Source organism: Methanobrevibacter olleyae, from assembly GCF_900114585.1.
GTDB classification, from domain to species: domain Archaea; phylum Methanobacteriota; class Methanobacteria; order Methanobacteriales; family Methanobacteriaceae; genus Methanobrevibacter; species Methanobrevibacter olleyae.
The window spans coordinates 1-25,693 of sequence record NZ_FOTL01000004.1 but is presented as its reverse complement, the minus strand read 5'-3'; the positions used below and the strand labels follow the sequence as shown (position 1 = coordinate 25,693).

General features: G+C 27.9%; 21 protein-coding genes. 15 read left to right on the top strand and 6 right to left on the bottom strand.

The features are described from left to right. Nucleotides 1–78 precede the first annotated feature (78 nt). The 9 genes from BM020_RS01885 (at nt 79) to BM020_RS01835 (ending at nt 13,245) form a co-directional block, all read left to right on the top strand. The gene (locus tag BM020_RS01885; protein ID WP_067145214.1) at nt 79–756 is read left to right on the top strand and encodes a translation initiation factor IF-6; all 678 of its coding nucleotides are present in this window, start codon (nt 79–81) and stop codon (nt 754–756) included. A 277-nt stretch (nt 757–1,033) separates the two neighbouring features. Beyond that, nucleotides 1,034–1,258, top strand: coding sequence for a 50S ribosomal protein L18Ae (rpl18a, locus tag BM020_RS01880; RefSeq protein WP_067145217.1), 225 nt, complete (start codon nt 1,034–1,036; stop codon nt 1,256–1,258). Nucleotides 1,259–1,288: 30 nt separating this feature from the next. After that, entirely contained in the window at nt 1,289–1,717 is a 429-nt protein-coding gene (gene pfdA, locus BM020_RS01875; RefSeq protein WP_067145219.1) for a prefoldin subunit alpha, read from the top strand. A 399-nt stretch (nt 1,718–2,116) separates the two neighbouring features. After that, nucleotides 2,117–3,535 carry a signal recognition particle-docking protein FtsY gene (ftsY, locus tag BM020_RS01870; protein ID WP_074798007.1) on the top strand — a complete coding sequence of 473 codons (1,419 nt, stop codon included), beginning with the start codon at nt 2,117–2,119 and terminating at the stop codon, nt 3,533–3,535. A gap of 505 nt (nt 3,536–4,040) precedes the next feature. Beyond that, entirely contained in the window at nt 4,041–5,783 is a 1,743-nt protein-coding gene (locus BM020_RS01865; RefSeq protein ID WP_082761940.1) for a Na+/H+ antiporter NhaC family protein, read from the top strand. A 266-nt stretch (nt 5,784–6,049) separates the two neighbouring features. Next, nucleotides 6,050–7,540 (top strand): sodium-dependent transporter, encoded by a 1,491-nt coding sequence (locus BM020_RS01860; protein ID WP_074798005.1) that lies wholly within the window; start codon nt 6,050–6,052, stop codon nt 7,538–7,540. A 344-nt stretch (nt 7,541–7,884) separates the two neighbouring features. Then, complete coding sequence (locus BM020_RS09270; RefSeq protein WP_083405354.1) at nt 7,885–10,494, top strand: SLC5/6 family protein; 2,610 nt, start codon at nt 7,885–7,887, stop codon at nt 10,492–10,494. A 221-nt stretch (nt 10,495–10,715) separates the two neighbouring features. Further along, nucleotides 10,716–11,246, top strand: coding sequence for a hypothetical protein (locus BM020_RS01840; protein WP_067145226.1), 531 nt, complete (start codon nt 10,716–10,718; stop codon nt 11,244–11,246). A gap of 199 nt (nt 11,247–11,445) precedes the next feature. Next, nucleotides 11,446–13,245, top strand: a complete 1,800-nt coding sequence (locus tag BM020_RS01835) for a thiamine pyrophosphate-binding protein (protein WP_067145228.1) — start codon at nt 11,446–11,448, stop codon at nt 13,243–13,245. Nucleotides 13,246–13,368: 123 nt separating this feature from the next. On the opposite strand, the gene BM020_RS01830 is transcribed toward BM020_RS01835, so the two are convergent. The 4 genes from BM020_RS01830 to BM020_RS01815 form a co-directional block, all read right to left on the bottom strand. Beyond that, nucleotides 13,369–13,722, bottom strand: coding sequence for a hypothetical protein (locus BM020_RS01830; RefSeq protein WP_067145230.1), 354 nt, complete (start codon nt 13,720–13,722; stop codon nt 13,369–13,371). Between the two features lie 17 nt (nt 13,723–13,739). Next, the gene (locus tag BM020_RS01825; protein WP_143743936.1) at nt 13,740–14,429 is read right to left on the bottom strand and encodes a hypothetical protein; all 690 of its coding nucleotides are present in this window, start codon (nt 14,427–14,429) and stop codon (nt 13,740–13,742) included. A gap of 109 nt (nt 14,430–14,538) precedes the next feature. After that, nucleotides 14,539–15,006, bottom strand: a complete 468-nt coding sequence (locus BM020_RS01820) for a GerW family sporulation protein (RefSeq protein ID WP_067145233.1) — start codon at nt 15,004–15,006, stop codon at nt 14,539–14,541. Nucleotides 15,007–15,333: 327 nt separating this feature from the next. After that, entirely contained in the window at nt 15,334–16,476 is a 1,143-nt protein-coding gene (locus BM020_RS01815) for a pyridoxal-phosphate-dependent aminotransferase family protein (protein WP_074798003.1), read from the bottom strand. A gap of 463 nt (nt 16,477–16,939) precedes the next feature. On the opposite strand from BM020_RS01815, the gene BM020_RS01810 reads away from it, so the two are divergent. The 5 genes from BM020_RS01810 (at nt 16,940) to BM020_RS01790 (ending at nt 22,498) form a co-directional block, all read left to right on the top strand. Then, the gene (locus tag BM020_RS01810) at nt 16,940–17,923 is read left to right on the top strand and encodes a metallophosphoesterase (RefSeq protein ID WP_234970499.1); all 984 of its coding nucleotides are present in this window, start codon (nt 16,940–16,942) and stop codon (nt 17,921–17,923) included. A gap of 195 nt (nt 17,924–18,118) precedes the next feature. Continuing rightward, nucleotides 18,119–19,384 carry an aldo/keto reductase gene (locus BM020_RS01805; RefSeq protein ID WP_074797999.1) on the top strand — a complete coding sequence of 422 codons (1,266 nt, stop codon included), beginning with the start codon at nt 18,119–18,121 and terminating at the stop codon, nt 19,382–19,384. A gap of 156 nt (nt 19,385–19,540) precedes the next feature. Then, nucleotides 19,541–20,329: a 5'/3'-nucleotidase SurE gene (gene surE, locus BM020_RS01800; protein WP_067145242.1), complete on the top strand. Its 789-nt coding sequence runs from the start codon at nt 19,541–19,543 to the stop codon at nt 20,327–20,329. Nucleotides 20,330–20,396: 67 nt separating this feature from the next. Further along, a complete protein-coding gene (locus tag BM020_RS01795; protein WP_067145244.1) occupies nt 20,397–21,128 on the top strand; it encodes a 6-hydroxymethylpterin diphosphokinase MptE-like protein in 732 nt (243 codons plus the stop codon). Between the two features lie 251 nt (nt 21,129–21,379). After that, nucleotides 21,380–22,498 (top strand): ORC1-type DNA replication protein, encoded by a 1,119-nt coding sequence (locus BM020_RS01790; RefSeq protein WP_067145246.1) that lies wholly within the window; start codon nt 21,380–21,382, stop codon nt 22,496–22,498. 566 nt (nt 22,499–23,064) lie between these two features. On the opposite strand, the gene BM020_RS01785 is transcribed toward BM020_RS01790, so the two are convergent. Next, the gene (locus BM020_RS01785; protein WP_067145248.1) at nt 23,065–23,253 is read right to left on the bottom strand and encodes a hypothetical protein; all 189 of its coding nucleotides are present in this window, start codon (nt 23,251–23,253) and stop codon (nt 23,065–23,067) included. Nucleotides 23,254–23,478: 225 nt separating this feature from the next. Between BM020_RS01785 and BM020_RS01780 the strand changes: the two genes are divergently transcribed. After that, the gene (locus BM020_RS01780) at nt 23,479–23,961 is read left to right on the top strand and encodes an archease (protein ID WP_067145250.1); all 483 of its coding nucleotides are present in this window, start codon (nt 23,479–23,481) and stop codon (nt 23,959–23,961) included. A gap of 189 nt (nt 23,962–24,150) precedes the next feature. On the opposite strand, the gene BM020_RS01775 is transcribed toward BM020_RS01780, so the two are convergent. Beyond that, the gene (locus BM020_RS01775; RefSeq protein ID WP_067145252.1) at nt 24,151–24,990 is read right to left on the bottom strand and encodes a pirin family protein; all 840 of its coding nucleotides are present in this window, start codon (nt 24,988–24,990) and stop codon (nt 24,151–24,153) included. Nucleotides 24,991–25,693 lie beyond the last annotated feature (703 nt).

Here is a 25,693-nt window from a genome sequence, read left to right as displayed (position 1 = left end):
TCATCTTTTCAATCTATTAAATATTAAACATTATAATAAAATATTTTTTAAGATTAAATATTATATAAGGAATAAAATATGCTTAAAAGAATAAATTTAACTGGAAACCCTAATTTAGGAGTTTACATATCTGTTAATGATGAAGTAGCTATTGTTCCTTTTAATCTTCCTAGTGAAATGGAATCTGTGATGAAAGAAGCACTTGAAGTAGACCTTATAAGAACATCTATTGCAGGATGTAATTTAAATGGAGTATTATCCACTGGAAATTCTAATGGATTTCTTGTTTCTCCTCATGCAAGTGATAAAGAAATAGGAACATTAGAAGATGCAGGAATTAATGTTGCAAGACTTCCTGGAAAATATACTGCAGTAGGTAATATTCTTGCAGTAAATGATTATGGTGCTATAGCAGGTCCAAATATTAAGGAAGAAACTATTAAAGTCGTTGAAGATACTTTAAAAGTACCTGTTGAAATTTATCAATTTGCTGATTCTAAAATAGTTGGCTCAGCAAGTATAGTTACTAATAAAGGTGCTCTTTTACATAGAGATACTTTATCTGATGAACTTGGATTTGTTGAAGAGTTCTTTAAAGTTGAAGGAAATATTGGAACCGTATGTAAAGGTATGCCTCTTGTAGGTGCATGTGGTATTGCAAATTCTAACGGTGTTATGGTTGGTGAACATACTACAGGTCCTGAAATGGCTAGAATCGAAGAAGCTTTAGGCTTTTTAGATTTCGGTGATTTTTAATATTCATCATAATTTAAGGATATGTTGTGTTAATTGATTTATTTATAATTTAAAAATTTATATTGATATTATCGAATTAATATTATCGATATTTAAGAATTTATACTGATATTATCGAATTAATATTATCAATATTTAAAAATTATTAATTATTAATTAAATCAATTATTAGTTTGATTATAGATAATTAAATTTATCAAAATTATTTAATTTAATTGGTTATTTGATTAGCCTATAATTTAGATGATTAATTATAGTATTTTAGGAAAGGATTTTTATGATAACAAAAATTTTTAGAATTAAAGGTAGCTTTGTAATGGGTAGTGAAACACAAGTTTTTACTAAAGAGCTTAAAGCTATCAAAGAAGAAGATATTTATGAAAAACTTTATTCCATCTTTGGAAGTAAACATGGAATAAAAAGAAATCAAATTAATATTGACTCTATTGAAGAAATTGCTGAGGATGAAGTAGAAGATCCTATTGTTAAAGCAATTCTTTAGATGATTTAATAATAATCTTAAGGTGTTAAAATGGAAGACCAGCAAAAATTACAACAAATTTTAGCTCAACTTGAAGTTTACAAATCCCAATCTGATTTATATCAAAATCAAATCGATGCAGTTCAAACTTCACTTGCTGAAATTAGAATTTTAGAATCTACATTAGATGATATTAATGATAAAGACACCATTGAGACTTTAGTTCCTCTTGGTGCTGGCTCCTTCATTAATGCAGAGATTAAAAATGAAGATAAAGTTATTATGAGTCTTGGTTCTGGTGTAGCAGTATCTAAAACTTTTGAAGAGGCTAAACAAACTACTGCTGAACAGAAAAAAGAGCTTGAAAATACCTTAGATAAATTGTTTGCAGATTTACAACAAATCACTGATATTGTAGCTCAGCTTTCTCCTCAAGCTGAACAGTTGATGCAAAAGCTTCAATCTCAAGGAATGATGTAGATAGTGACTTATTTTTATTAGAGTCTTTAAAACAAACTTTTTTTTAAAAAAAAGTTTGATTAAAATCTTCTTATTTTTATTTATTTTCTATTTTAATTTTTTATTTTATTTATCTTATTTTTTTATATTTTCTATTTTAATTTTTATAATCCTATTTTTCTTAAGTTTAAATGATAAATTTTATATTTGAGAGTTAAAATAAGTAAGTTTATTAATTTTTAAATATAAAATTAATTATGGATATAAAATTGTATTTTATTTTTTTTTAATTTAAAAATATTTTTAGAAATATTTTTTTCATTAGTTGAATATTCATAGTTGAAAATAAAATATGATTTTTAAGAAAAATCTTAAAAAAAATAATTTAATTTTAATACTTATTATTAGGCAGGGATAAACTTGTTTGATTCATTAAAGAAAAAATTTGCTGAAACAAGTGGTAAATTAAGAAATAAAGTTGAAGATGAAGCTAAAGAAGAAAATAATGTAGAATCAATCGAAGAATCTAGTGAATATGCTTTTGATGAAGCTGAAGAATTAGAAGACATTGAAGAGCTTTTTGAAGAAAAAATTCCTAAAGAAGAATCCTTTGATGATGATTCGAAGGAAATTTCAGAAGAAAAATCAAATTTCTTTTCTTTTTTAAAAAGAGATAAAAAAGAAGGTTCTGAAGAGGAATTAAGTGAAGGGATAGAAGAGGCTTCTGAACTTGAAAGTCTATCTAAAGAGCTATCTGCTGAGGATTTAATAGAAGAATCTGAAAAAGATGAAGGGGAAGTATATGAAGGTTCTAGTGAAGATAGTGGAAATGAAGAAGTATATGAAGATTCTATTGAAGATAGTGGAGAAAAAGTAGATAAAGGCTCTAAAAAATCTAGACGTTCTTTATTTAGACGAAGTAAGAAAGAACAATCTGGTGATGGGGATAGAAAAGGAAAATCTAGTGGATTTTTATCATTTATTAAAGAAAAATCAATTTCTGAAGATGATGTAGAGGATATTCTTTTTGAATTAGAGCTAGGTCTTCTAGAAGCGGATGTTGCAATGGACGTTTCAAGTGTTGTTGTTGAATCTGTTAAAAATGATTTGGTTGGTCAAAAAATCAAAAGAAGTAGTGATATTGAAGAGTATATTTATGAAGCTCTTAAAAAAGCAGTATCTAATATTATTGATATTGAAGGTAAATCAATGACAGAGTTACTTGAAGAGAAAGTTTCTCAAGGAGAACCTCTTATTGTAATGCTTGTAGGTATTAATGGTACTGGTAAAACTACCACTATTGGAAAATTGTCTAATTATTATATTAAAAAAGGTTATACTCCAGTTATTGCGGCATCAGATACATTTAGGGCAGGAGCTATTGAGCAAATAGCTTATCATGCAGATAAATTAGGTGTTAAATTAATTAAACATGAAAAAGGATCTGACCCTGCAGCTATAGCATTTGATGCGGTTCAGCATGCTAAGGCTAAAGGTAAAGAGCTTGTTTTAATCGATACTGCTGGAAGAATGCAAACAAATACTAACTTAATGGATGAAATGAAAAAGATCCGCAGAGTTTCTAAGCCTGATTTAGTTGTATTTGTAGGTGATGCATTAACTGGTAATGATGCAACAGAACAAGCAAGAAAATTCAATGAAGCTATTGATATAGATGGTGTCATACTTACTAAAGCAGATGCTGACTCAAAAGGTGGTGCTGCACTTTCTGTTGGTTATATAATCAAAAAACCAATTTTATTCTTAGGTATGGGGCAATCTTTTGATGATATCAAGGAATATGATGCTGACTGGATGTTAGAACAAATATTTTCATAAAATCAAGGAATATGATGCTGACTGGATGTTAGAACAAATATTTTCATAAACAAGCTTTTTGGCCTTTAGCTAAAAACCTTGATTGAAATTTTTTCTATTTTTTTATTTTGTTTTTTCTAAATCTTTTCTATTTTTATTAAATTTAATTATTTGTTTCAGTATATTTAAATAGATAATTTTAAATTATCATATCTATTTATTAATTTGTTTACTTAATTTTGGATTGATTTTAAAGCTAATTTTAATAGATTATAAAGTTAAGTTTATATATTAATTTTATATAATATATTATATATTACTTAAGTTAATGTATATTAACTAAATTAATATTTTATTTAATATTTCATATGATTTATTAAATGGATTGTATTTGCTTATTATATTATTAAATGATTTTTAATTTTTATCTATTTATCTGAATATTTGTTTTCAGATTTTACTGAGAAATAAATTATTTCAATCGTTTAAGTTGTATTTTTTAATTTTTTATAAAAATGGTGTGATTATGGAAATGAATAATAATTTAAAAATAGGATTAATTGCAGCTAGTTCTGTAATAGCTCTCTTTGTATTATCCTTGCTAATTGTTAATGCGCCAGCTGGAGACGATAATGCAGTTCGTTTCGGAATTTTAACTCTCCTACCTCCTCTTGTTGCTATTACCTTAGCATTTATAACAAAAGAAACTATATTGTCTTTGTTTATTGGGGTGTTTGTTGGAGAGTTTATGGTTTCTGTTAACGATTTAAATATTATCAGCTCTGCTATTAATGCATTTTTAGCAATGGGTACTCAAATTATTTCTTGTATGGCTGACCCATGGAATGCAGGTATTATCCTTCAATGTTTACTTATTGGTGGGGTAATTCAATTAGTAACTAAAATGGGTGGAGCAAAAGCATTAGCGGATGAATTTGCTAAACGGGCTGATACTCCAAGAAAAGCCCAAATTTTTACAGAATTTTTAGGATTATGTATATTTTTTGACGATTATGCTAACTCTTTAATTGTAGGTCCTATTATGAGACCTGTTATGGACAAACTTAAAGTATCTAGAGAAAAATTAGCATTTGTAGTAGATGCAACTGCAGCTCCTGTTGCAGGTATTGCTATTATTTCCACTTGGATTGGTTTAGAAATCAGTTTAATTACTCAAGGTTTCAAATCTATTGGAATGGAAGTAAGTGGATTCGGTATATTTTTACAAACTATTCCATTTAGATTCTACAACATTTTAATTTTAATTTTCATTGTTCTTTCTGCAGTTACTTTATATGAATTCGGACCAATGAAAAAAGTAGAACAAAAAGCTCGCCAAAGAAAAGAATCTGAACCGGTTAAATCCCTTGAATCAACTAGTTTTGATGATGTTAAACCAGTTGAAGGTATTAAACTTTCCATTTGGAATGCGATTATCCCTATCGCTACTTTAATTATTGGTGCACTTATTGCATTCTACTGGAGTGGATACACCACTATCTTAGGTGGAGAAGACCAAGCTCTCATTACATTAATGAAAACATCTCCTTTATCATTTAATGGTATCTTAGAGGCATTATCCGCTTCTGATGCATCTGTTGCATTGTTCCAAGCTGCATTACTTGCTTCTATTGTAGGTATCCTTATGGCGGTACTTCAAAGAATCATGACTATTGAAGAAGCAATAAGTGAATGGATTGGCGGTATGAAAACTATCGTTATCACTGGTGTAATCTTATTACTCGCTTGGTCATTAGGTGGAGTTATCGGTGATTTAGGTACTGCTGATTACTTGGTAGGTGTTTTAAAAGGTGCGATTCCTATATTTATTTTACCAACTTTAATCTTCATTTTAGGTGCTTTAATTTCCTTTGCAACAGGTACTTCTTATGGTACTATGAGTATTTTAATGCCATTAACTATACCTCTTGCTTGGGCTGTAAACCCTGAAATGGGCTTTGTAATCGTATGTACCAGTGGTGTATTAACTGGTGCTATTTTCGGTGACCACTGTTCACCTATTTCAGATACTACCATCTTATCCTCGATGGGTACAAGTTGTAACCATATTGCCCATGTACAGACTCAGATATACTATGCTATATTCGTTGCAGCTATTGCTATTGTATTTGGTTACATCCCAGCTGGATTCGGTATTCCATGGTACTTTTCAATTCCTGTAGCAATTGTAGTAATGTACATTGGATTAATGTTACTTGGTGAAAAAGTAGATTTTGAAGAAGTCGAAGAAGCTGAAGAAACTGCTTAAATATATTTAAGTTCTTTTTTCTTCTTTCTTTTATTTTTTCTTAGCTTTTTTAAAACTAATCATTTTTGTTTTGAAATTTTTAATTTTAATATTTTGGATTATTTGATTTAATTTATTTAAATCAATGTTCTCTTCTTTTATTGAAATTATTTTAGTTTAATTCATTTTATTTGGATTATTGTAGTTTATTAATTTTATTTAATTTTTATAATTTTATTAAATTATGATATTTATTAAGTTTTTATTTATTAATTTGTAGTGATTTTATGGCATCTAGTAAAAGATCTGAGTGGAATAATAATGTTGCTTTTGTAATGGCAATGATAGGTTCTGCTATTGGTTTAGGTAATATTTGGCGATTTCCAAATGTTCTCTATTCAAATGGTGGAGGATCATTTATGATTCCTTATATTGTATCTTTGTTTCTTTTAGGAATCTCATTTGTTCTTGTAGAATATGCAGTAGGTTACAGATTCAAATCTTCATTATCTAAGTCTTTATACACTGTTAAATCTAAATTAGAACCTGTAGCTTGGTTTATATCCTTTATTGTATTTTTAATAACAACTTATTATATCTGTGTGGTAGCTTGGGATTTGATCTATGTCTTTTTAAGCTTTACTAAAGCATGGGGTTCAAACCCTGATTTATTTTTTTCAAATAATGTTTTGCAGGCATCTGATTCTCTTTCAGGTATTTTTACTATTGTTCCATGGGTTTTCATATCTGTATTATCTATTTGGTTGGTTTCTTGGTTTATTGTACAAAGGGATTTAAATGAAGGTATTGGTAAAGTTAGTCAGATATTATTGCCTATTCTTTGCTTGATCGTTGTAGTTATTGTTGTATTTTCACTAAGTTTGCCTGGTGCTTCAATAGGTTACACTCAAATATTCACTCCCGATTGGTCTGCATTAGCTAATTTAAATGTTTGGCTTGCTGCTTTTGGTCAAATAATATTTTCGCTTAGTTTAGGTATGTCTATTGCTCTTACCTATGCAAGCTATCTTCCAGAAGGTGCTAAATTAACTGATAATGCTTTAATTGTTGCATTTTCAAATTCTGGATTTGAAGTGTTTAATTCTATTGGAATCTTTTCTATTTTGGGATTTATGACTTTAAGTACAGGTATTCCATTTAATGAATTGGTAACTGAGGGAACTGGTTTAGCGTTTGTGGTTTTCCCTAAAGTATTTAATATTATGGGGCCTTGGGCTACAGTTATTGCTCCATTGTTCTTCTTATGTATTTTATTTGCAGGTATAACATCTGTAATGGCATTATTGGAAGTGGTATCTTATTCAATATCTGAAAAATTTGATTTTTCAAGAAGAAAATCAGCAACTATTGTATGTATTAGTGGATTCTGTATATCTTGCTTGTTTACAACTTCATCAGGAAGTATGCTTTTAGGGATCTTTGACGGATTCTTAAATAACTTTGCATTATTGTTTGGGGTCTTACTTGAATGTATTATTTTCGGCTGGATTTATAAATTTGATAATCTTATTGATACATTAAATGAATATTCCACCATTAAAATGGGCAAATTGTGGAAAACTGTAATTAAATATATTTTGCCTTTTTGTATCTTTGGTTTATGGGCTCAAGGAGTTTATAGCACTCTTTTAACTAGTGATTTTATAAGTCAGATGGTTATGCTTTGTTTAACTGTCATCCTTATTATTGTCCCAGTCATATTTACTAAATTACCAGCTAAAAACGAAGAGTTTTATAAGCCACTTGAAGATAATTAACTAAAACTTTTAAAAAAGCTTTAGTCAAAATAGTTTTTCTAGTTTTATTTATTTTTTTACTTTTTTATTATTTTTCTAGTTTTATTTAGTTTTATTTAGTTTTTTATTTAGCTATTTTTTTAGTTTTATTTAATTTTATTTAGCTTTTTACTTTTTTATTATTTTTTCTATTTTCACACTAATTTTTGCAAAAATTTTTTATTAAAATAAGCAAATTTTTTAAATAATCAAAACTTTAATATATTATATAATAATAAAATTGTTATTAAATTGCTATTTCATTATACCTTGTTAGTTAAGAGATATCTAGATAAGAATAAAAGTCAATATTGATGTGATGTTAAATGGGTGATAAAATTATTGAAAATAGATGGGGCAATTCAACTGGTTTTTTAATAGCTATGATTGGAGCTATTATTGGATTGTCTGGAATTTGGAAATTTTCTTATCTTATGTATGAAAATGGTGGCGGAACCTTTCTCATACCTTATATTTTAGCTATTGTAATCTTGGCTATTCCTATTTTAGCATTAGAATTTGGAATAGGCTTTAAATTTAAATCAAGTCTGCCTAAAATATTTTATAATATTAAATCAGAGTTTGAAATAGTGGCATGGTTTATAGTATTTTTAATTTTTATAGTCTTAATTTATTATACTTGCATAATGTCTTGGGACCTTATCTATGTTATACTTAGTTTATTTAAAGGATGGGGTAATAATCCCAGTGTTTTCTTTACAACCACATTGTTACATAGCACTTCCAATCCATATGGTTTAACATACCTTGTAGTTCCTATTGGAATTGCTTTGATATTTATATGGGGATTGATTTATTTATTCTCCCGTAAAGAAATCAACAAAGGAATATTAACAATAAGCAAGATATCTTTAGCACTATCTTTTATACTATTGGTCGGTATTTTAATCTTTACACTTCAACTACCCGGATCTCGTACTGGAATAATGGCATTGTTTAATCCAAACTGGTCAGCTTTATTAGATTTAAATGTTTGGCTAGATGCATTTAGCCAATTAGTATTTTCATATGGTTTAGGTTATGCTATTGCAAGTACATACTCATCTTACCTTCCAGAAAAAGCGAAATTAATTGATAATGCATGGATTATTGTTTTAGTAAGCTTGATTTTTGAAGTATTAGTTTCAGTTCTTTTATTTGCTATTATGGGTTATATGGCATTAGGTAGAAATATCCCTATTACAAGTTTAGTTAGTGATGGATTTTCATTGATATTTGTTGTTTTCCCTAATGTATTTAATATAATGGATCCATGGGTTTATATGGTAGCTCCTGCATTTTTCTTACTTCTATTTCTTGGTAGCTTAAGTACTATTTTAGCTTTAATAGAACCTTTATCTAATTCTATCTCTGAAAAATTTGGATGGTCTAGAAATAAAGCTGTTAGGCAACTTGTTTTAGTAGGCCTATTCACATCATTTATATTTGCAACAGGTATGGGAGAGTACCTTTTAAGAATTACAGATTCATTCATTAGTCAATTTGCAATTATTTTAGGAGTCTTATTAGAAATAATTGTTTTAGGATGGGTCTTTGATATTGAAGAGCTTCCTCAGATTTTAAATGAAAATTCTTATATTAAAGTAGATAAATCTTGGATAATTGATATTAAATTCGTGATTCCAACTATATTATCTATTATTTGGATTTTAGGAGTTTATAATTTAATTCTTGTTGGAGACAGGCAAAGTTTATTTATTCAATCCATTATAGCTTCTATATTTGTTCTTATTCCTTTAGCTTTAACTGTAATTCCATATGATGGAGATTATTCGATTGATCTATCAAGTAAGGGTAAAAATGGGGTTAACTACTTTAAAGAAAAAGAATATATTGATAAGACTATTGATGATTATGAAGATGAATCTGAAGGGAATAATCTTTTATTTGATAAAAATGGATCTTTTGTCAATCCATATAAATCATTAAGGAATAGATTTAGAAAATCTGATAATAAAGATTCAGATGAAAAACTTGATAACTTTGAAGAGGATAACAGTTCTAAATCTAGAATATTAAACAGATTTGAAAGGTCCAAATCTAAATCTAAATCTAAATCTGATAAGAATGTTTTAAGAAATGTGGATTTATCTTCTGAAGAATTTGACTCTCCTTATGATGAAGATTTTGATGATGAAAATAAAAAGGATAATTATGGTGATGGTGAAGATTATTCTGATTATGATGATTTAGCTTCCAAATCTAGAGAACAATCTCTAAATAACAATAAAAAGAAATCAAAATCATTATTTGATAAAATAAACATGTTTAATAGAGATAAAAATAAAAATAAAAATAATAATAATCTAGATAATCTAAATGATAATCTAAATAATGATGTTAATGATTATGATATGGATTTCGATGATGAATTTGATGGTTTGGATTATATTTCCCCTATAAAAAATGAAGGATCTATCGGTATTCAAAAAAGTTCTAAAAAACCAAATCATACCTTCAAAAGCTCTAAGGATGCAGCTATTTTTGATAAATTGGAGGATTATGTTGAAAATTCTAAATCTAAATCAAAATCCAAATCCAATTCTAAATCTAACTCTAAATCCAATTCTAAATCTAATTCTAAATCCAATTCTAAATCCAATTCTAAACCTAACTCTAAATTTAAATCTAATAATAAATATAGTTCCAAAAAACCTAAAAATGAAGAGCAAGTTGAAGAAATGGAATTTGGAGATTTTAGTGATGATTTCTTTGATGATGGAGTATTTGGTGATGAAGGGTATGAATCTCTTTTAGATGATTATGTTGAAAAACCAAAATCTTCTAAATCTTCTAAATCCGATTACATCTCTTCAAATAAACCTAAATCTCTTAAAAAACAATCAGATGATGAAGATAAATATTATGATTATGAAGGAAAAGGAGCAGATTCTATTTTCAATTTAGATGATTGATATTTCTAATTTTCATTTTTTACCTATTTTTATTTTTTGCATTGATTTTTTGATTTATTTTCTTTATTATTTTTTCTATTTTTTAATTTATCTTCTTTATTTTCTTTATTATTTTTTCTATTTTTTATAATAGATTTTCTTAATTTTATAAAAATTTTTTTATAATAATATATAAAAGATTAAAAACATAATTATTATTTATCTTAAAAAAGGTGTATTTTATGGATAAAAAAATAGCTATCATAATAATTGTGGTATTTTGTTTACTTTGTGTATGTTCATATTTAATATTTGAACCTGGTAGAAATATCACTTATCATCAAATTAACTTAACTAATTCTTGTTCTGCTCAAGTTCCACTAACTGATAAAAGTTCTACTTATACGGACAATCTAGATATTATTTATTACTGTGATTATGATTATGGTCTCAATATTACAAGTTTCAATAATGGATCCCCAGTTACAGCATCACAAGGACTTCTTCGGTTTGAAAATATTAAGCAAGAGACTTTAGGTAGTGAAAAAAAGTCTGATGCTGGTTTTACTTATTATAAAAATAATAATCTTGGAACGTATACAGTTTTTGTTGAGGATAAAAAGTCTAATAACTTTATTCTAATCTCTTCAAAAGATTTAACAATTCTAACTAAGGTTTATAACAGTCTAGAAGCTAGAATAATTGTAACTGATGATGAATTAGAAGATATGCATTCTGGAAATTCTTCTAATAATTCATCTAGCTATTATTAAAACTCTTTAATTTATTTAATTTTTAATTTAATCTAATTTAATCTATTAATCTAATTTAATTTAATCTAATTAAATATATTTAATTTAATATAATCTAATTTAATTTAATCTAATTTAATCTATTAATCTAATTTAATTTATCTATTTAATTTAATTAGTTTTATTTAATTTTATTTTATCTTATCTAATATGTGATAATATGAATACTGCAGAGGTATTAATCAAATTACTTGAAGAAGATGGTGTTAAACATATATTCGGGCACCCTGGAGAACAGATACTTCCTTTTTACAATGCTTTAAAAGGCTCTTCAATTGAACATATTCTTACAAGGCATGAACAAGGGGCAGTGCATTCAGCAGATGCCTATGCTCGTTCATCCGCTAATTATGGTTTATGTATTTCTACTGCAGGTCCAGGTGCTATGAATTTAGTTATGGGAGTTGCCACTGCTTTTAAAGATTCAGTACCTCTTCTTGTAATTACTGGAGATAACGATTATTCTAAAAAGGATGAGGACATTTTTCAAAATTCCCCAATTAATGATGTTTATGAAAATATCACTATCAAGAGCTTTCATCCGTCTTCAGCTAAATTAGCTATTTTCAATTTAATCGAGTCTTTGATTATACTTCACAAAAAGCCTAAAGGGCCGGTTCATATTAATCTTTCTAAAGATATTCTTCTTGAAGATATCGATTTAAGTTTAGAGAATATTAAATTAAAGGATATAGTTGATTCTTTTGATTATAATATCTTTAGTAATATAGATTTAAATCTTGATTGTTTTGATGAAGGAGTTTCTGGTATTGGTGATTTTTATGATTTACTAGCTATCTTTGATAAGTATTTCATTTATCATGATGGTGAATTGATCTATAATGGTGGTGCTTATGGAAATTCTAATGATTTTTCAAAAAATGCACTAAAAGATGTAGGTAACAATATTAACTTAGCTATTGAAAAAGTTAAGCTTTCAGAAAAACCATTAGTCATTGCAGGAAATGGCATAGTTTGGGGTAAAGCTATTGAAAAATTAAGCGCTTTTCTAACTAAAACACAGTTTCCTATTGCCACAACTTTTCACTCTAAAGGAATCATTAGTGAATACGATAAATTGAACCTTGGTATTGTAGGTCTTAGAGGAACTTCACTAGCAAATTATGCTTATAAAAGCTCGGATTGTATTTTAGTTTTAGGTGCAAAATTATCTGAAAGAACAATTGCAGCTTGTGATTTAGAAACTGTTAAAGATAAAATCATTCATGTAAATATTGATGGTGATTGCCTTAAAGGTAATATCAATCTTTCTATGGATGTTTCAGAGTTTTTAAATTTCTTATCATCTGAACTTGAAGATTATAAAGTTGATTCTGAGTGGATTGATGAAATCTATTTTAATTATGAGGAATTGGTTATTGATGGAATTGAAGATGTGGAGGAAAACTTTAATCCATTAAGGCCCCCTTATGTAATTAATAAAATTATTGATGCATTTGAAGGCAGTTATTTTTTATCAGATGCCGGAACTCACACTACTTGGACAACATTACTTTCAAAAAATGATAAATTTGGAAAGCTTTTATTTTCAGGAGGATTTGGGCCAATGGGTTATGGTTTAGGGGGATCTATTGGCGTAGCTATTGCCCATCCAGATAATCAAGTTGTTGTTATTTGTGGAGATGGGGATATTCAGATGCTTATTCAAGAATTGGCTACTGTTAAAGAATATGATTTAAATATATCTATTTTTATTATAAATAATTCTCAATTAGGCATTATTCGCCAATGGGAAGAAACTATTTATAATATTGAAAAGTATCAGGTAGATTTAATAAATCCTGATTTTGTAAAATTAGCTAATGCTTATGGCATTGATTCTATGAAAGTGGAATCTAAGGAAGATCTTGAATCAGCTATTGATAAATCCTTAAATTCAAATAAAGCATTTTTAGTTGATGTTTTTGTTTGTGAAGAGAATATTCCTCTGCCTAAATAGAAATACTTTGTGAAGAGAATATTCGGCTACCTAAATAGAAAGAGCTTATTTTTTAATAGTTTTTATTAATATTTTTGCTTATAGTTTTTTTAGTTAGCTTTTTAGCTAGTTTTTTTAATTATTTTATTCATTTAAAAAACTTTTTAATAGCTTATCTTTATTTTTTTTAATAAATTTCATGTATTTATTATCAATTGCCTCAACATCATATTTATATTCATTTTCCTTTATTTTAGTTTTTAATAAATAAGCTATTGGCTCAATCTCTAGATAAGATATGAATGTTTCTGATTTATTTTCATTATCTTTTATTAACCTCTTTAGCTTGGATGTTTTAGCTTTAGATGGATTTGCATCAACTGAAATGATTTCTGCTTTGAATATTAAATAAATTTCATCATTCAATATGGAAATAGCTTCACTAAATTCATAAAGTGTTTCCCTCTTGAACTTATTTACTATTTCTATGCCATCCATATTATCCCTTTAATTATCTATTTTCCTATATCTATTAGTTCTTTAATTAATTCTCTAATGTTCTTTTTAGTTAATAAAATTAAGCTATAATATATTAGTTTTAATAAATTTATTTTCAATTCTACTTTTCCTTCAAAATCAATTATTTCTTCTCTAAATTTAGGATCTACAGTTAATAATGTTGGTCTTGATGTAGTATTTACAATAGCACCTATTGACCAAATCCAGCTTGCTATTTTAATGGTGTTAGTATGATTATTAAGACCGATTATTAAGTTTCCTTCTAACTTTTTCAAATCAATAGCTTTTAAAATGTCTTTTAAGAACTTTTTTAATTCTTTCTTAGATTTTTTTAGCTTTTTAAAAATAGGTTTAAACTCTTCGTATCTTTCTTTTAAACCTTTTTCTTCTGTGGTTTCATCTTCTTCAGTATCTTTTTCTTTATCTTCTTCTTTATTATCCTTTTCTTTATTTTTTTCTTTAGGATTTTCTTCTAAATCTTTATTTTCATCATCTGCTAGATTATCCTTTCCTTTGAAACCGGTTCTTTTAAAAATAGATATTTTTAGCATAGTTAGTTTTAATTCATATTTAACTATACTTTCCTCTTTTTTAACGGTTAACAATATTTTTAAACCGTTGTATAGTGTGATGCATAAGATGATTATTAAGACGATTAATATAATTAAAAAAAGATTGAAGTTCATATTATCGCCCTTTCATGATTTATTTTTATTTTCTTAATTTGAATATTATCATTATTCAATTTAAAATTTATTCACTTTTACAGATATCAATATCTAATTTATCTTCTAATCATTCGCTTATATCTTCTTTAATATCATTTATGCTTTCTTTAGCTTTTTCTCTTATTTCTTCATCTTTAATTTCAACATCACTAACATCATCAATGTTTATATAATCATCGCCATTAGCTTGTGAAGGAATAATATCTTTCAATATGTCGGTTATAATTAATCCTAATTCATTTAATGCTTTATTAGTTTCATTTCCTTTTGCTAAATTGATAGTTCTAATTCCATCGATTCCTTCCTTTCCTTTTGTTACAACGACCATGGTAATTGGTTCAACGCTTACTCCAGCACCGGTTCCAGTTAATTCATTTTCATTTTTGTTTTCTCCAATTCCAAAACCCATTGTTGCTTTAGATACTGGAATTAAGATTTTATCTTCAGTTTCAATTGCTTCTCCAATGTAATTGTTAATATTGATAAGCTTTCTTAACTCTTCAACAGTAGTTTTAATCGGTGTTTCATCAATCATTTTTTAACTCCTTTTTTAAAATTTTTTAATATAGATATTTTTTTAACCTTAGAATTATAATTATATTGTTATAGGTATTGTTTTTTTTAACCTTAGAATTATAATTATATTGTTATAGGTATTGTTTTTTTTAACCTTAGAATTATAATTATATTTTCTTATGAATTCTTTATAATAGTTTTGTTATTATTTTGCTATTTAAGATGCCTTTTATTTTTGAATCTTTTAAAAATAGTTTTATAATAATTGTTTTTAAATCAGCTTATAAAAATAAAGAAATAGATAAAAAGCATGAATTTCAAATAAAAAGAAAAAAGAAAAAAAGAATTAGATATAATGGTCAGCAAGAGCTGCTACACCTGCACCTGCATCCTCAACTAAACCTAATCCCTTTAAGGTCAATCCTAATGCAGTAAATGTAATAGCTAATTCCTGATAATTAATTACACCCATATGTCCAATTCTAATAATATTTCCTTTAAGATGGTCTTGTCCACCGGCTAACTGGACTTTATATTTGTTTAACATAGTTCCTCTGATGTCGTTATCAGTTGCACCTTCAGGTATATTAACTGCAGTTACAGTAGCTGAGGATACAGCTTCATCAGGGAATAATTCAAGATTTAAAGCTTTAACAGCATCTCTTGATGCAGCTGCTGCTTGGTGGTGTCTTGCTACACTGTTTTCAAGCCCTTCCTCATGGCTAACTTCAAGTGCTGCCTTTAAAGCATAAATTAATGAAACAGATGGGGTGTAGGGAGTTTGGGCAGGGTCTTTATTACCGCTTGCTCTGTATTTTAGCATGTTTAGGTAGTAATTATTCGCTTCGACCTTTTCACATGCTGCCCATGCATCATCATTGAAAGTGATAGCTGCAAGTCCAGGTGGTGCAGCGAGACATTTTTGAGATCCAGTTACACATGCATCGATGTGGAATTTATCTACATCTACATAGTCTCCACCTAAAGATGATACAGTATCTACAATGTATAATGCATCGTAGTTTTTCATAACTTCACCAATTTCATCAATAGGTGCAGCTACTCCAGTAGAAGTTTCGTTGTGTACAGCGGTTACAGCTTTAATATCTTCATCAGCATCTAAAGCTTCTTGCACTTGATCAGGACTTACAGCAGTTCCCCATTCAAGATCTAAAGTTTTGGATTCAATTCCATGAACATTTGCAATTTCTACAAATCTTCCTCCGAATTTTCCTCCAACGATATTCAATACTTTGTCTCCTCTGTTAACAAGATTAGCAAGAGCTGCTTCCATTGCGGAAGTTCCTGAACCAGTAAGGATATAGGAATCATTTTGAGTTTGGAAAGTTTTAGACATTAATTCGGTAGTTTCAGTATAAATTTTTCCAAATTCATCTCCTCTGTGGTTTACAACATTTTTAGACATGGCTTGTAATACTCTTGGGTCAGCAGTTGTTGGACCTGGGAGCATTAATAATATTTCGTTCATTTATTATCCTCCAATATATAATAAGAATTATGAGCTTGAGTTAAATTTAATTTTTATATTAGATTTCAAATTGATTATCATTTAGTTTTTATAAAATTTAGATTAATATGTCAAGCTATATATAGTTTATTTTCTTAATAGTTTTTAAATATTTTGTCAGCACTTTGTTTTCTTAATGGTTTTTAAATATTTTCTCAGCAGCTTATTTTCTTTAGGGATTTTATTATTTTTCATTTTAAGTTTTTTAATTTTATTTTGCTGTTTATTATTTTACCTATCTTTAGTTAAGTTTTATTTTCTTCTTTTTTCTCATTTAGAGTAATTTTTATAAATAACTTTATAAAAAATAATAATAGAGGTTTTTCTTATGAGCTTTAGAACAAGAAGGATTATTCTTTCATCTCCTTTAATTATAATTTTTGAATTTTTTTTAATGAAATATTTATTTTTATTATTCGGAGGGATGGATGATTCATATTTGATTTTATTAACTCTTTTATTTGCTGTATTGCATATTTGTCCTATGCTTTTTGAAGAGAAAAAATCAAGATTTATAACTAGAATGCTAGATGAGATATCTGGGATTTGGCTCTGGATGTCTTTATTTTTTGCAATGGATTTAATAATCATTTATTTAGCAGGTAGTTTTTTGAAAATTCCATTTTTAGCCATTGTTTTATTGGTGGCTCTTGTTCCTTTAATCGCCATTTATAGCTATTATAAGGCTCATAAATTAGTTGTCAATGAGAAAACTATTTATTTGGACAATTTAAATGAAGATATAAATATCCTTCACTTGTCTGATGTTCACTTTGGAGCTATCAGACATAAGAAAATTATTAAAGACATTAGAGATAAATTAAATGAGCTTTCAGATATTTGTGACTTGGTTATCATATCTGGAGATTTAGCTGATGGATCTTCTACAGTTGAAGAGGATGATTTTCTAGCTTTTAAAGATATAGGCATTCCCATAATCTTTACTGCAGGTAATCATGACTTTTATCCGGGAATTGAAAATGTTTATAAAGCTTGCAAAAAGGCAGGAATTATTATTTTGGATAATGAGGGAATGGAATTTAAAGATTTAAATATCTTTGGATTAACATTTAGCTTTGGAGAAATTGAAACTGTAGGTGCTAATGAACTACTTGAATTTATTAGGGAGGACAAGATTAATATTATTAATTTTCATGCCCCACAAAACTGGGAGGATTTTTCAAAATTGGGCTTTGATATTCAATTATCTGGTCATACTCATGGAGGCCAATTTTATCCCATTGTTTGGATAGGAGATAGGATATGGTATAATAGAGGCCTTTTTAAGGGTAAATTTGCAACAAAAGATAAGTATTTGCATGTTACAACAGGTGTTGGTTCAATGGATTATCCTTTTAGATGGGGTACAGATTCTGAACTTGTTATTTTAAAGCTAAGGAAAAAATAGCATTGAATAGTCATTTAAGCAATAAAATGCTTTAAATAGCTATTTAATCAAATGGTGTTATGGCTATTTGATTAATGGTGTTAAATGGCTATTTAATCAAATGGTGTTAAATGGCTATTTAATCAATAAGATAGTGATAAATGAACATTCAGGAAATAGGACAGTGTTTAAGATTTATATTTAAGTGATGATTATATGGTAAAGAGAGTAGTAAAAAAGAATGGGGATGAATTATTTCCACTTGGCTTAGGTACTATGCGCCTTCCTACTAAAAATAATTCTATAGATAGGGAACTAGCTCAAGAATATATTTTACATGCTATTGATAGTGGAATAAATTATATTGATACTGCATATACTTATCATGGCGGAGAAAGTGAATCGTTTTTAGGTGAGATTCTAAGTTTAAAAGATGAAAAGGGAGTTAAATATAGGGATAGGATTAAACTATCCACTAAATTACCTTCATGGATGCTAAGATCCAGTGAAGATATGGGTGCATTTTTAAATGAACAACTAAGAAAGCTTCAAACAGATTGCATTGATTATTATTATATTCACAGTATTGATTTAACTACGCTTTTAAGGCTTAAAGACCTTGGAATCTATGAATTTCTAGAAAAAGCAAGAGCTGAAGGCAAGATTAAAAATATTGGATTTTCTTATCATGGAGCTCCCAATGAATTTAATATGGCAATTGATGATTTCAATTGGGATATGGTTCTTATTCAGTATAACTATTTGGATGTTAATGCACAAGCAGGTATTAGAGGCATTAAATATGCTTATGAAAAGGATATTGCTGTTTTTATTATGGAACCTTTAAAGGGAGGGATTCTTGCAGGAGAATTACCTAAAGAGTTAGATGATTTATTTAAAGGCACTGATTCTAGTAGGTCTTCTGTAGACTGGGCTTTAAGCTGGGTTTTTAATCAAAAGGAAATCACATGTGTCTTATCAGGGATGGGTTCTCTTAGCCAGATTAAAGAAAATATGGCTATTGCTACTAGAGTTGAAGTTGGCTCTTTATCAAATGAAGAACTAGAGATGATAAAAAAAGCTCAGGGCATTTTTAATTCTATGATTGAGATCAGCTGTACTGGCTGTGGCTATTGCCTTCCCTGTCCGAAGGGTGTGAATATTCCAGATTGTTTTAAAATTTATAATGATAAGTATTTATTTAATAAAAAAGCTTTTGGGCCTATTTCAAATGCTCTTGTGAATTATTATGTTGTTGTTGGGGGAATAACTAATAAACAATCAAGTGCTGGTTTATGTAATCATTGTGGAAGGTGTAGGAGTTTATGTCCACAGTCTATTGATATTCCAAATGAGCTAGATAGTGTTAAATCAGAATTTGAAAGATTCATGTTCAATTATCAAATTAAGTTTATTAACAATATTGCAATGCCTTCAATAAATAAAATATCTAAGTTTTTTGACTTTTTTAAGCATTTTTAAGGACTTTTATAATTTTTTTATTTTTTAATTATTTTTAAGGATTATTATAATCATTTTTAAGACTTATTATAATTATTTTTAAGGATTGTTATGATCATTTTTAAGAATAATTAAGTATTATTAATTATAGAATTATATTACATGGAGAGGTTTGTCATGAAAAATATTTTAATATCTAATGATGATGGTGTTTTAGCTCCGGGAATTTTAGCTACTAAGCAAGCACTAGGGGATTTAGCTAATCTAACTGTTGTAGCTCCTAAAGAGAATAATAGTAGTGTAGGCCGTAAAGTCAATATTATGAAGCATTTATATTTAGATAAATATGAATTGGCTGATGGCAGTGAAGCTTATGGTCTTTCCGGAACTCCTTCTGATTCTGTTAATGTAGGTATTAATTATGTTTGTGATAAAAAGCCTGATTTGGTTGTAACTGGAATCAATCCTGGAATCAACATTAGTAAATCTGAAATTACCATTTCAGGAACTGTTTGTGCTGCACTTGAAGCTGTTGCTCAAGGAGTACCTGCTATTGCATGCTCTCTCTTTCTTGATGATGACTGCTTTAAAAAAGATGAAAATGGCCAGTGGTATGTTGATGCAGACTATAGCTTTGCACAAAAGATCCTTGTTAAATTAGTTAAAAAAGTTTTAGATGAAGGCCTTTCAGAAGGGATTAATTTACTAAACCTAAATATTCCATCTAAACCATTGTCTGATAAGATTAAGATAACTTACCTTGCAGATAAAATGCTGGAATCCAATATTCTTGAAAGAGAGGATGATGATGGTAATGATACAGTTATGATCGTTCCTAAATTAGTTGAGAATTTTAAAGAAGGAACTGATGGCTATTGTCTATTGGTAGAAAGACGTCCGAGCTTGACTCCTTTAAACATTGATTTAACTGGCAGAATTAATGAAGTGGGTAATTGGGAATTTTAAATATTAAAATCTTATTTTATTATTTTTTATTTTATTTAATTAGTTTAATTATTTTGGTTGTGTGATTATGGATATTAATGAATGGGAGGTATGGTATAAAGAAATTCTTGAGGACTTTGGATTTTCAAGAGATGATGATGAAAAATCTGCTGATTTATTAGATAAAATACTTGATGACCATGGCTTTTTAACTCTTGAAGATTTGTATGATGAAACTGTTTATAAAAAGAATGACACTGGCAAATTCATTGTTTTTGGTGCAGGTCCTTCATTAAAAAAACATATTGAAGATAGTAAGTCTTATAATTTAGATGAATATGTTCTCATATCTGCTGATGGTGCTACCACTGCTCTTTTAGAAGAAGATATTATTCCAGATATTATTGCCACTGATTTAGATGGTAAAATCTCTGATTTACTAACTGCAAATGCTCATGGAGTTTCTTTTGTTATTCATGCTCATGGTAATAATGAAGAAAATATTGATTTATTCTCAGGAAGCTTTGATAAAATATTAGGAACTACCCAATCTGTTCCAGTAGGTAATCTATATAATTTCGGTGGATTTACTGATGGTGATAGAGCTATGTTTTTAGCTATTGCTTTAGGTGCAGATGAAATGGTTCTTGCAGGTATGGATTTTGGAACAATTGTTACTAAATATTCAAGACCAAATATTGAAGGGGAAACTGGCCCTGCAGATGAAATAAAAACTAAAAAGTTAATTTATGCAGAAAGACTTCTTAATTGGATTTTAGAAAATACCGATGTAAAAGTAATCAATTTGGTTGATAATTAAGATTTTTTCTTAATTTATTTTTCTTATTTTATTTTTCTTATTTTATTTTTCTTATTTTTCCTATTTTCCTTTTCTTATTTTTCTTATTTTTCCTATTTTCCTTTTCTTATTTTGAGTATTTTCTTTTTTTATCCACTTTATTAATCCACATCATTTAATTTTTATAGCTTTATTGGATTTTTTATAAAATTTGTAAAGCATTATTCAAACTTAAAGAACTTTTTTATATAAGTAAACATATAATAAACTATATGGCAATAGAAGATATTTTAATGTTTGATGAAACATTATTCCTAAACATAAATGCATTTAATCCAGATTATATGCCTGATAATTTTAATTTTAGGGATAGTCAAATGGAAGGAATGGCTATGTGTATTAGGCCAGCCATTCAAGGGGGCCGTCCTACTAATTCAGTTATTATGGGGTCATGTGCTACTGGAAAAACAACTGCAATTAAGAAAGTTTTTGAATTGGTAGAAAACATCAGTGATAAAGTTGTTTGTTGTTATATTAATTGTCAATTACATACAACACGTTTTGGAATCTTTTCTCAAATTCATAAAAAGCTATTTGGACATCAACCTCCTGAGACAGGAGTTCCTTTTTCAAGGGTATATGAAAAGGTTATGAAATATCTTGGAGAAGAAAACAAAGCATTGGTTGTTGCTTTTGACGATGTTAATTATTTATTCCAAAGTCAAAATGCAAATAAAGTATTTTATGATATTTTAAGAGCTTATGAGGAATTTGAAGGAGTGAGAACTGGTATCTTTGCCATTCTTTCAGATTTGGAATTTAGATATGCTCTTGATAAAAACGTTAACACCGTATTCATTCCTCAAGATATTACATTCCAACCATACACATATTCTGAAATATTCGATATTCTCTCAGACAGGGCTAAGGCAGGATTTTTCCCAAGTGTAATATCAGATGAGATAGTTGAAGAAATTGCTAATCACACTATTGAGGTTGGAGATTTAAGAGTGGGCATCGATCTTCTTAGGGTGTGCGGTAATATTGCAGAAGCTAATGCAAGCAGGACTATTGAATTAGAGCATGTTGAAGAGGCAATAGCTAAACAGGGCTCTGTTAATTTAATGGAAACTATTAATTCTTTGAATGATATTGAAAGAACCTTACTTAAGGCAGTTGCTGATAGTGATGAGATTCTAACTGCTGGAGAGTTATCTAAACAATTTAAAGAAGAAGCTAATGTAAGCTATGCTACTTTCAATAGAACTCTTGAAAAATTGGAATTTTTAAGATTGATTGATACTAAATTTACTGGAAAAGGAGTTAGGGGCAATTCAAGAGAGATCATTTTAAGGTTTGCTCCTGAAGATATTAAGGGCTGTAATCTTTAATTTTTAAGCTCTAATTTATTTTTTCATTTTCCTTTTCTTATTTTTGAATATTTTCTTTTTTTATTTTTGAATATTTTCCTTTTCTTATTCTTGAATATTTTCTTTTTTTATTTTCCTTTTCTTATTTTTGAATATTTTCTTTCTTTATAGACTTTTAAAGTAATTAAATGTTTTTATGTTTTAAAAAACTTAATGAAGCCCTTAATAAATAAATTATTCAAAAGGTTAATAAAGGGTATAATAAATAAATTAGTAAAAAAAGTAAAAATTAATAAAGGAAGTAAAAATTAATGTATGGTGTTTAAGGATTAAATGATGATCATGTTTCGAGTTTTTAGTGTTTAAAAATGATAAATTAAAAATAATAAACTTACAAAGGATAATTTTATAAACGCATTGATTAAAGGATGTAATTTATCTAATTAGAACTATAAAAAATCATATTTCAATGATTAATCCTATTTAATCATTAATATTGCAGGATAATATCCATAGTTCTATAAGTAGCTTTATCTTATATGGTTACATCCTTTAATAAACAATGGGTTTGGTTTGATATTGTTTAATTATACCCAGATCATCATTTCTGGGTTTGGAGCTGCACTAACAGCTAAAATTGATAAAAGCAATACTGTAAAAACTACAAATATTACCATGCAATCTTTAAAATCAATCTTAAGGTTATGGAATGTCATAGGATCTACGAAGCTATTCTTTCTTCTTAAGTCACAATGGGTGTTAGTCTCTTTTATCATTTTTTCACCTCTTTTTTAATATAAGTTTTCTTTAAATTTCTCTTGCTAATGATAGTAAGTTGAAAAGCATATATAAAAAAAGAGAAAGAGAGCATTTGAAAACTAATAGTAACTATGATTTCACCTATTCAATAAGGGCCTATTTAATTTCAAAGCCTATTTTCATCTGATTTTTTCAAGTAGTTTAAATAATATTAAAATTAAATAATAAATTGGTGCATAGCTATGGAAATAGATGAATCAAACTTTAAAAAATATGATTATTTTGATGTTACTGCAGATATTGGATTTTATGCTTATGGTAATTCACTAGAGGAAGCATATGAAAATGCAGGTTTAGCTATGTTTAATGTAATAACTGATATTGATAAAGTAAAAAAGATAGAGTCTAGAGATTTTGAAATAGTTTCTGAAGATTTAGTTTCTCTTTTGTATGATTATTTAGAAGAACTTTTATTCATACAAGATACAGAATTCTTGTTCTTTTCTGATTTTAAGGTTGATATTGAAAAAATGGATAATGATGATGGGGATGATTTAAACTCATCTGATTTGGAAAATTATAAATTGACTTGCTCTGCTTATGGTGAGGAAATAAATTGGGATATTCATCCTCGCCGCTCTGAAGTTAAAGCTATTACTTTTCATAAGATGTGTGTAAAGGAAGATGATGGCATTTTCAAGCTTAGATCTATTCTAGATTTATAACCTTTATTGATTTAAGTTAATTTATCACATGTTTTATAGTTAGTTGTAGCTTTAAAAACTATTGTTTAAAGAAAATATAACCATTATAAAAAAAACTATTGTTTAAAGAAACTATTAACATTATAAAAAAAACTATTGTTTAAAGAAACCATAAACATTATAGAAAGGAGTAAATTAATACCCCTTTTTTTAATATTCTGTCTGCTCTTTTATAAATCTGCCTTCCTGCAGGTCATCAAATGCTTGGTTTAATTCTTCTATTGTATTCATAACAATTGGACCTGCCCAAGCTACTGGCTCATCTAATCTTTTAGAGCTATACAATAATACTTCTGCAGTCTTATCCTTTGTTTCTAGGATTATATGATTTCCATCACTTAATTTTGCAGCTGTTTTTTCTTCAACTAATGTTTCACTTATCTCTACATCACCAACTAGTGTAAAGACAAAGGCAGACCATCCTTCTTGCACTGGAATTTCTACTTTTGCATTAGGCTCTAGATGTATGTCATAAAAATCTAGAGGTAGGTATTTTCCTTGCCAAGCTTTTTCATTGTTATATTCTCCAGTAACTAAACGTAAGATACCTCCATCTAATGGAAATTCTTTAATTTCATCCTTATCGATGCTGTGATATGCTGGAGGTGCAGTCATTTTATCTTTTGCAGGAAGGTTCAGCCACATTTGTGTTCCTAGTATACGTTCTCCTCCAGGAAATTCTTCATGTTCAGCACCTGATCCTGCTGTTAACCATTGGGCTTCCCCATCATAAATAACAGCTTCTGTTCCTAAGTGATCTCTATGAAGCATTTCACCTTTGCTGATAAAACTTACAGTTTCAATTCCTCTGTGAGGATGCATTGGAAAACCTGCAGTATAATCGCTTGGATTTCTGCTATCAAATGCATCTAACATTAAAAACGGGTCATGTATGTCGGTTGTTTGATTACCTAATACACGTACTAAATGTACTCCAGCTCCATCAATTTCTTTATGTCCTTTTGTTTGATGAACTACTTTTCTCATCATACTTTCACCTCTTATACATATAGTGTCATGATTTATGCAAATCATAGAATATATCTATTCGTTTGTTATCTAATTATTTTACTTAGTTATTAAAATTATTTTTATTTTTTTAAATTTAAGATATTTATAACTATTGCTTTTAACTATTTTAGGATTTGCTGAAATCTTATTTTATAATTAATTGGTATTGGCTTATGAATGTTGGCATTGATTGTAATGTTGGTGTTTTTCTGGCTTTTTCTAAATAGCTGTATAATATGCTAGTAAATCTGGAAATAATTCTAAAAGTAATGATATTCATGTATTTTTTTTATATAAGGTTTTACCTAAAAAAATAAAGCTTATTTGAATTATGAAATCTATCTTTTTTAAAGTATTCTGCAAAAATCAGGAACTTTAGATTAACTGTAAAAATGAATTTAAGCTAATTTAAAAATATTTTATAAAGATAAGCAATGGCTTTAAAGTGAATAGGATTTAAATAAAGCCATTTATTATTATTTAAAAAAAATAGGTGTTTAATTTTAAAACTTTTAAAAAAAAGTAAAAAAAAGATAAATGGGTGTTTACCCTCATTATCTTTTTTTTATGTAATTTTTATTGTGTTTTTTATTTTTGATTTACCGTATTGTGTGTAAATCTTATAATTTCCTTTCTTTAGGTTTCTGATTTTTAGTGTTGCCTTTCCTCTTTTATTGGTTTT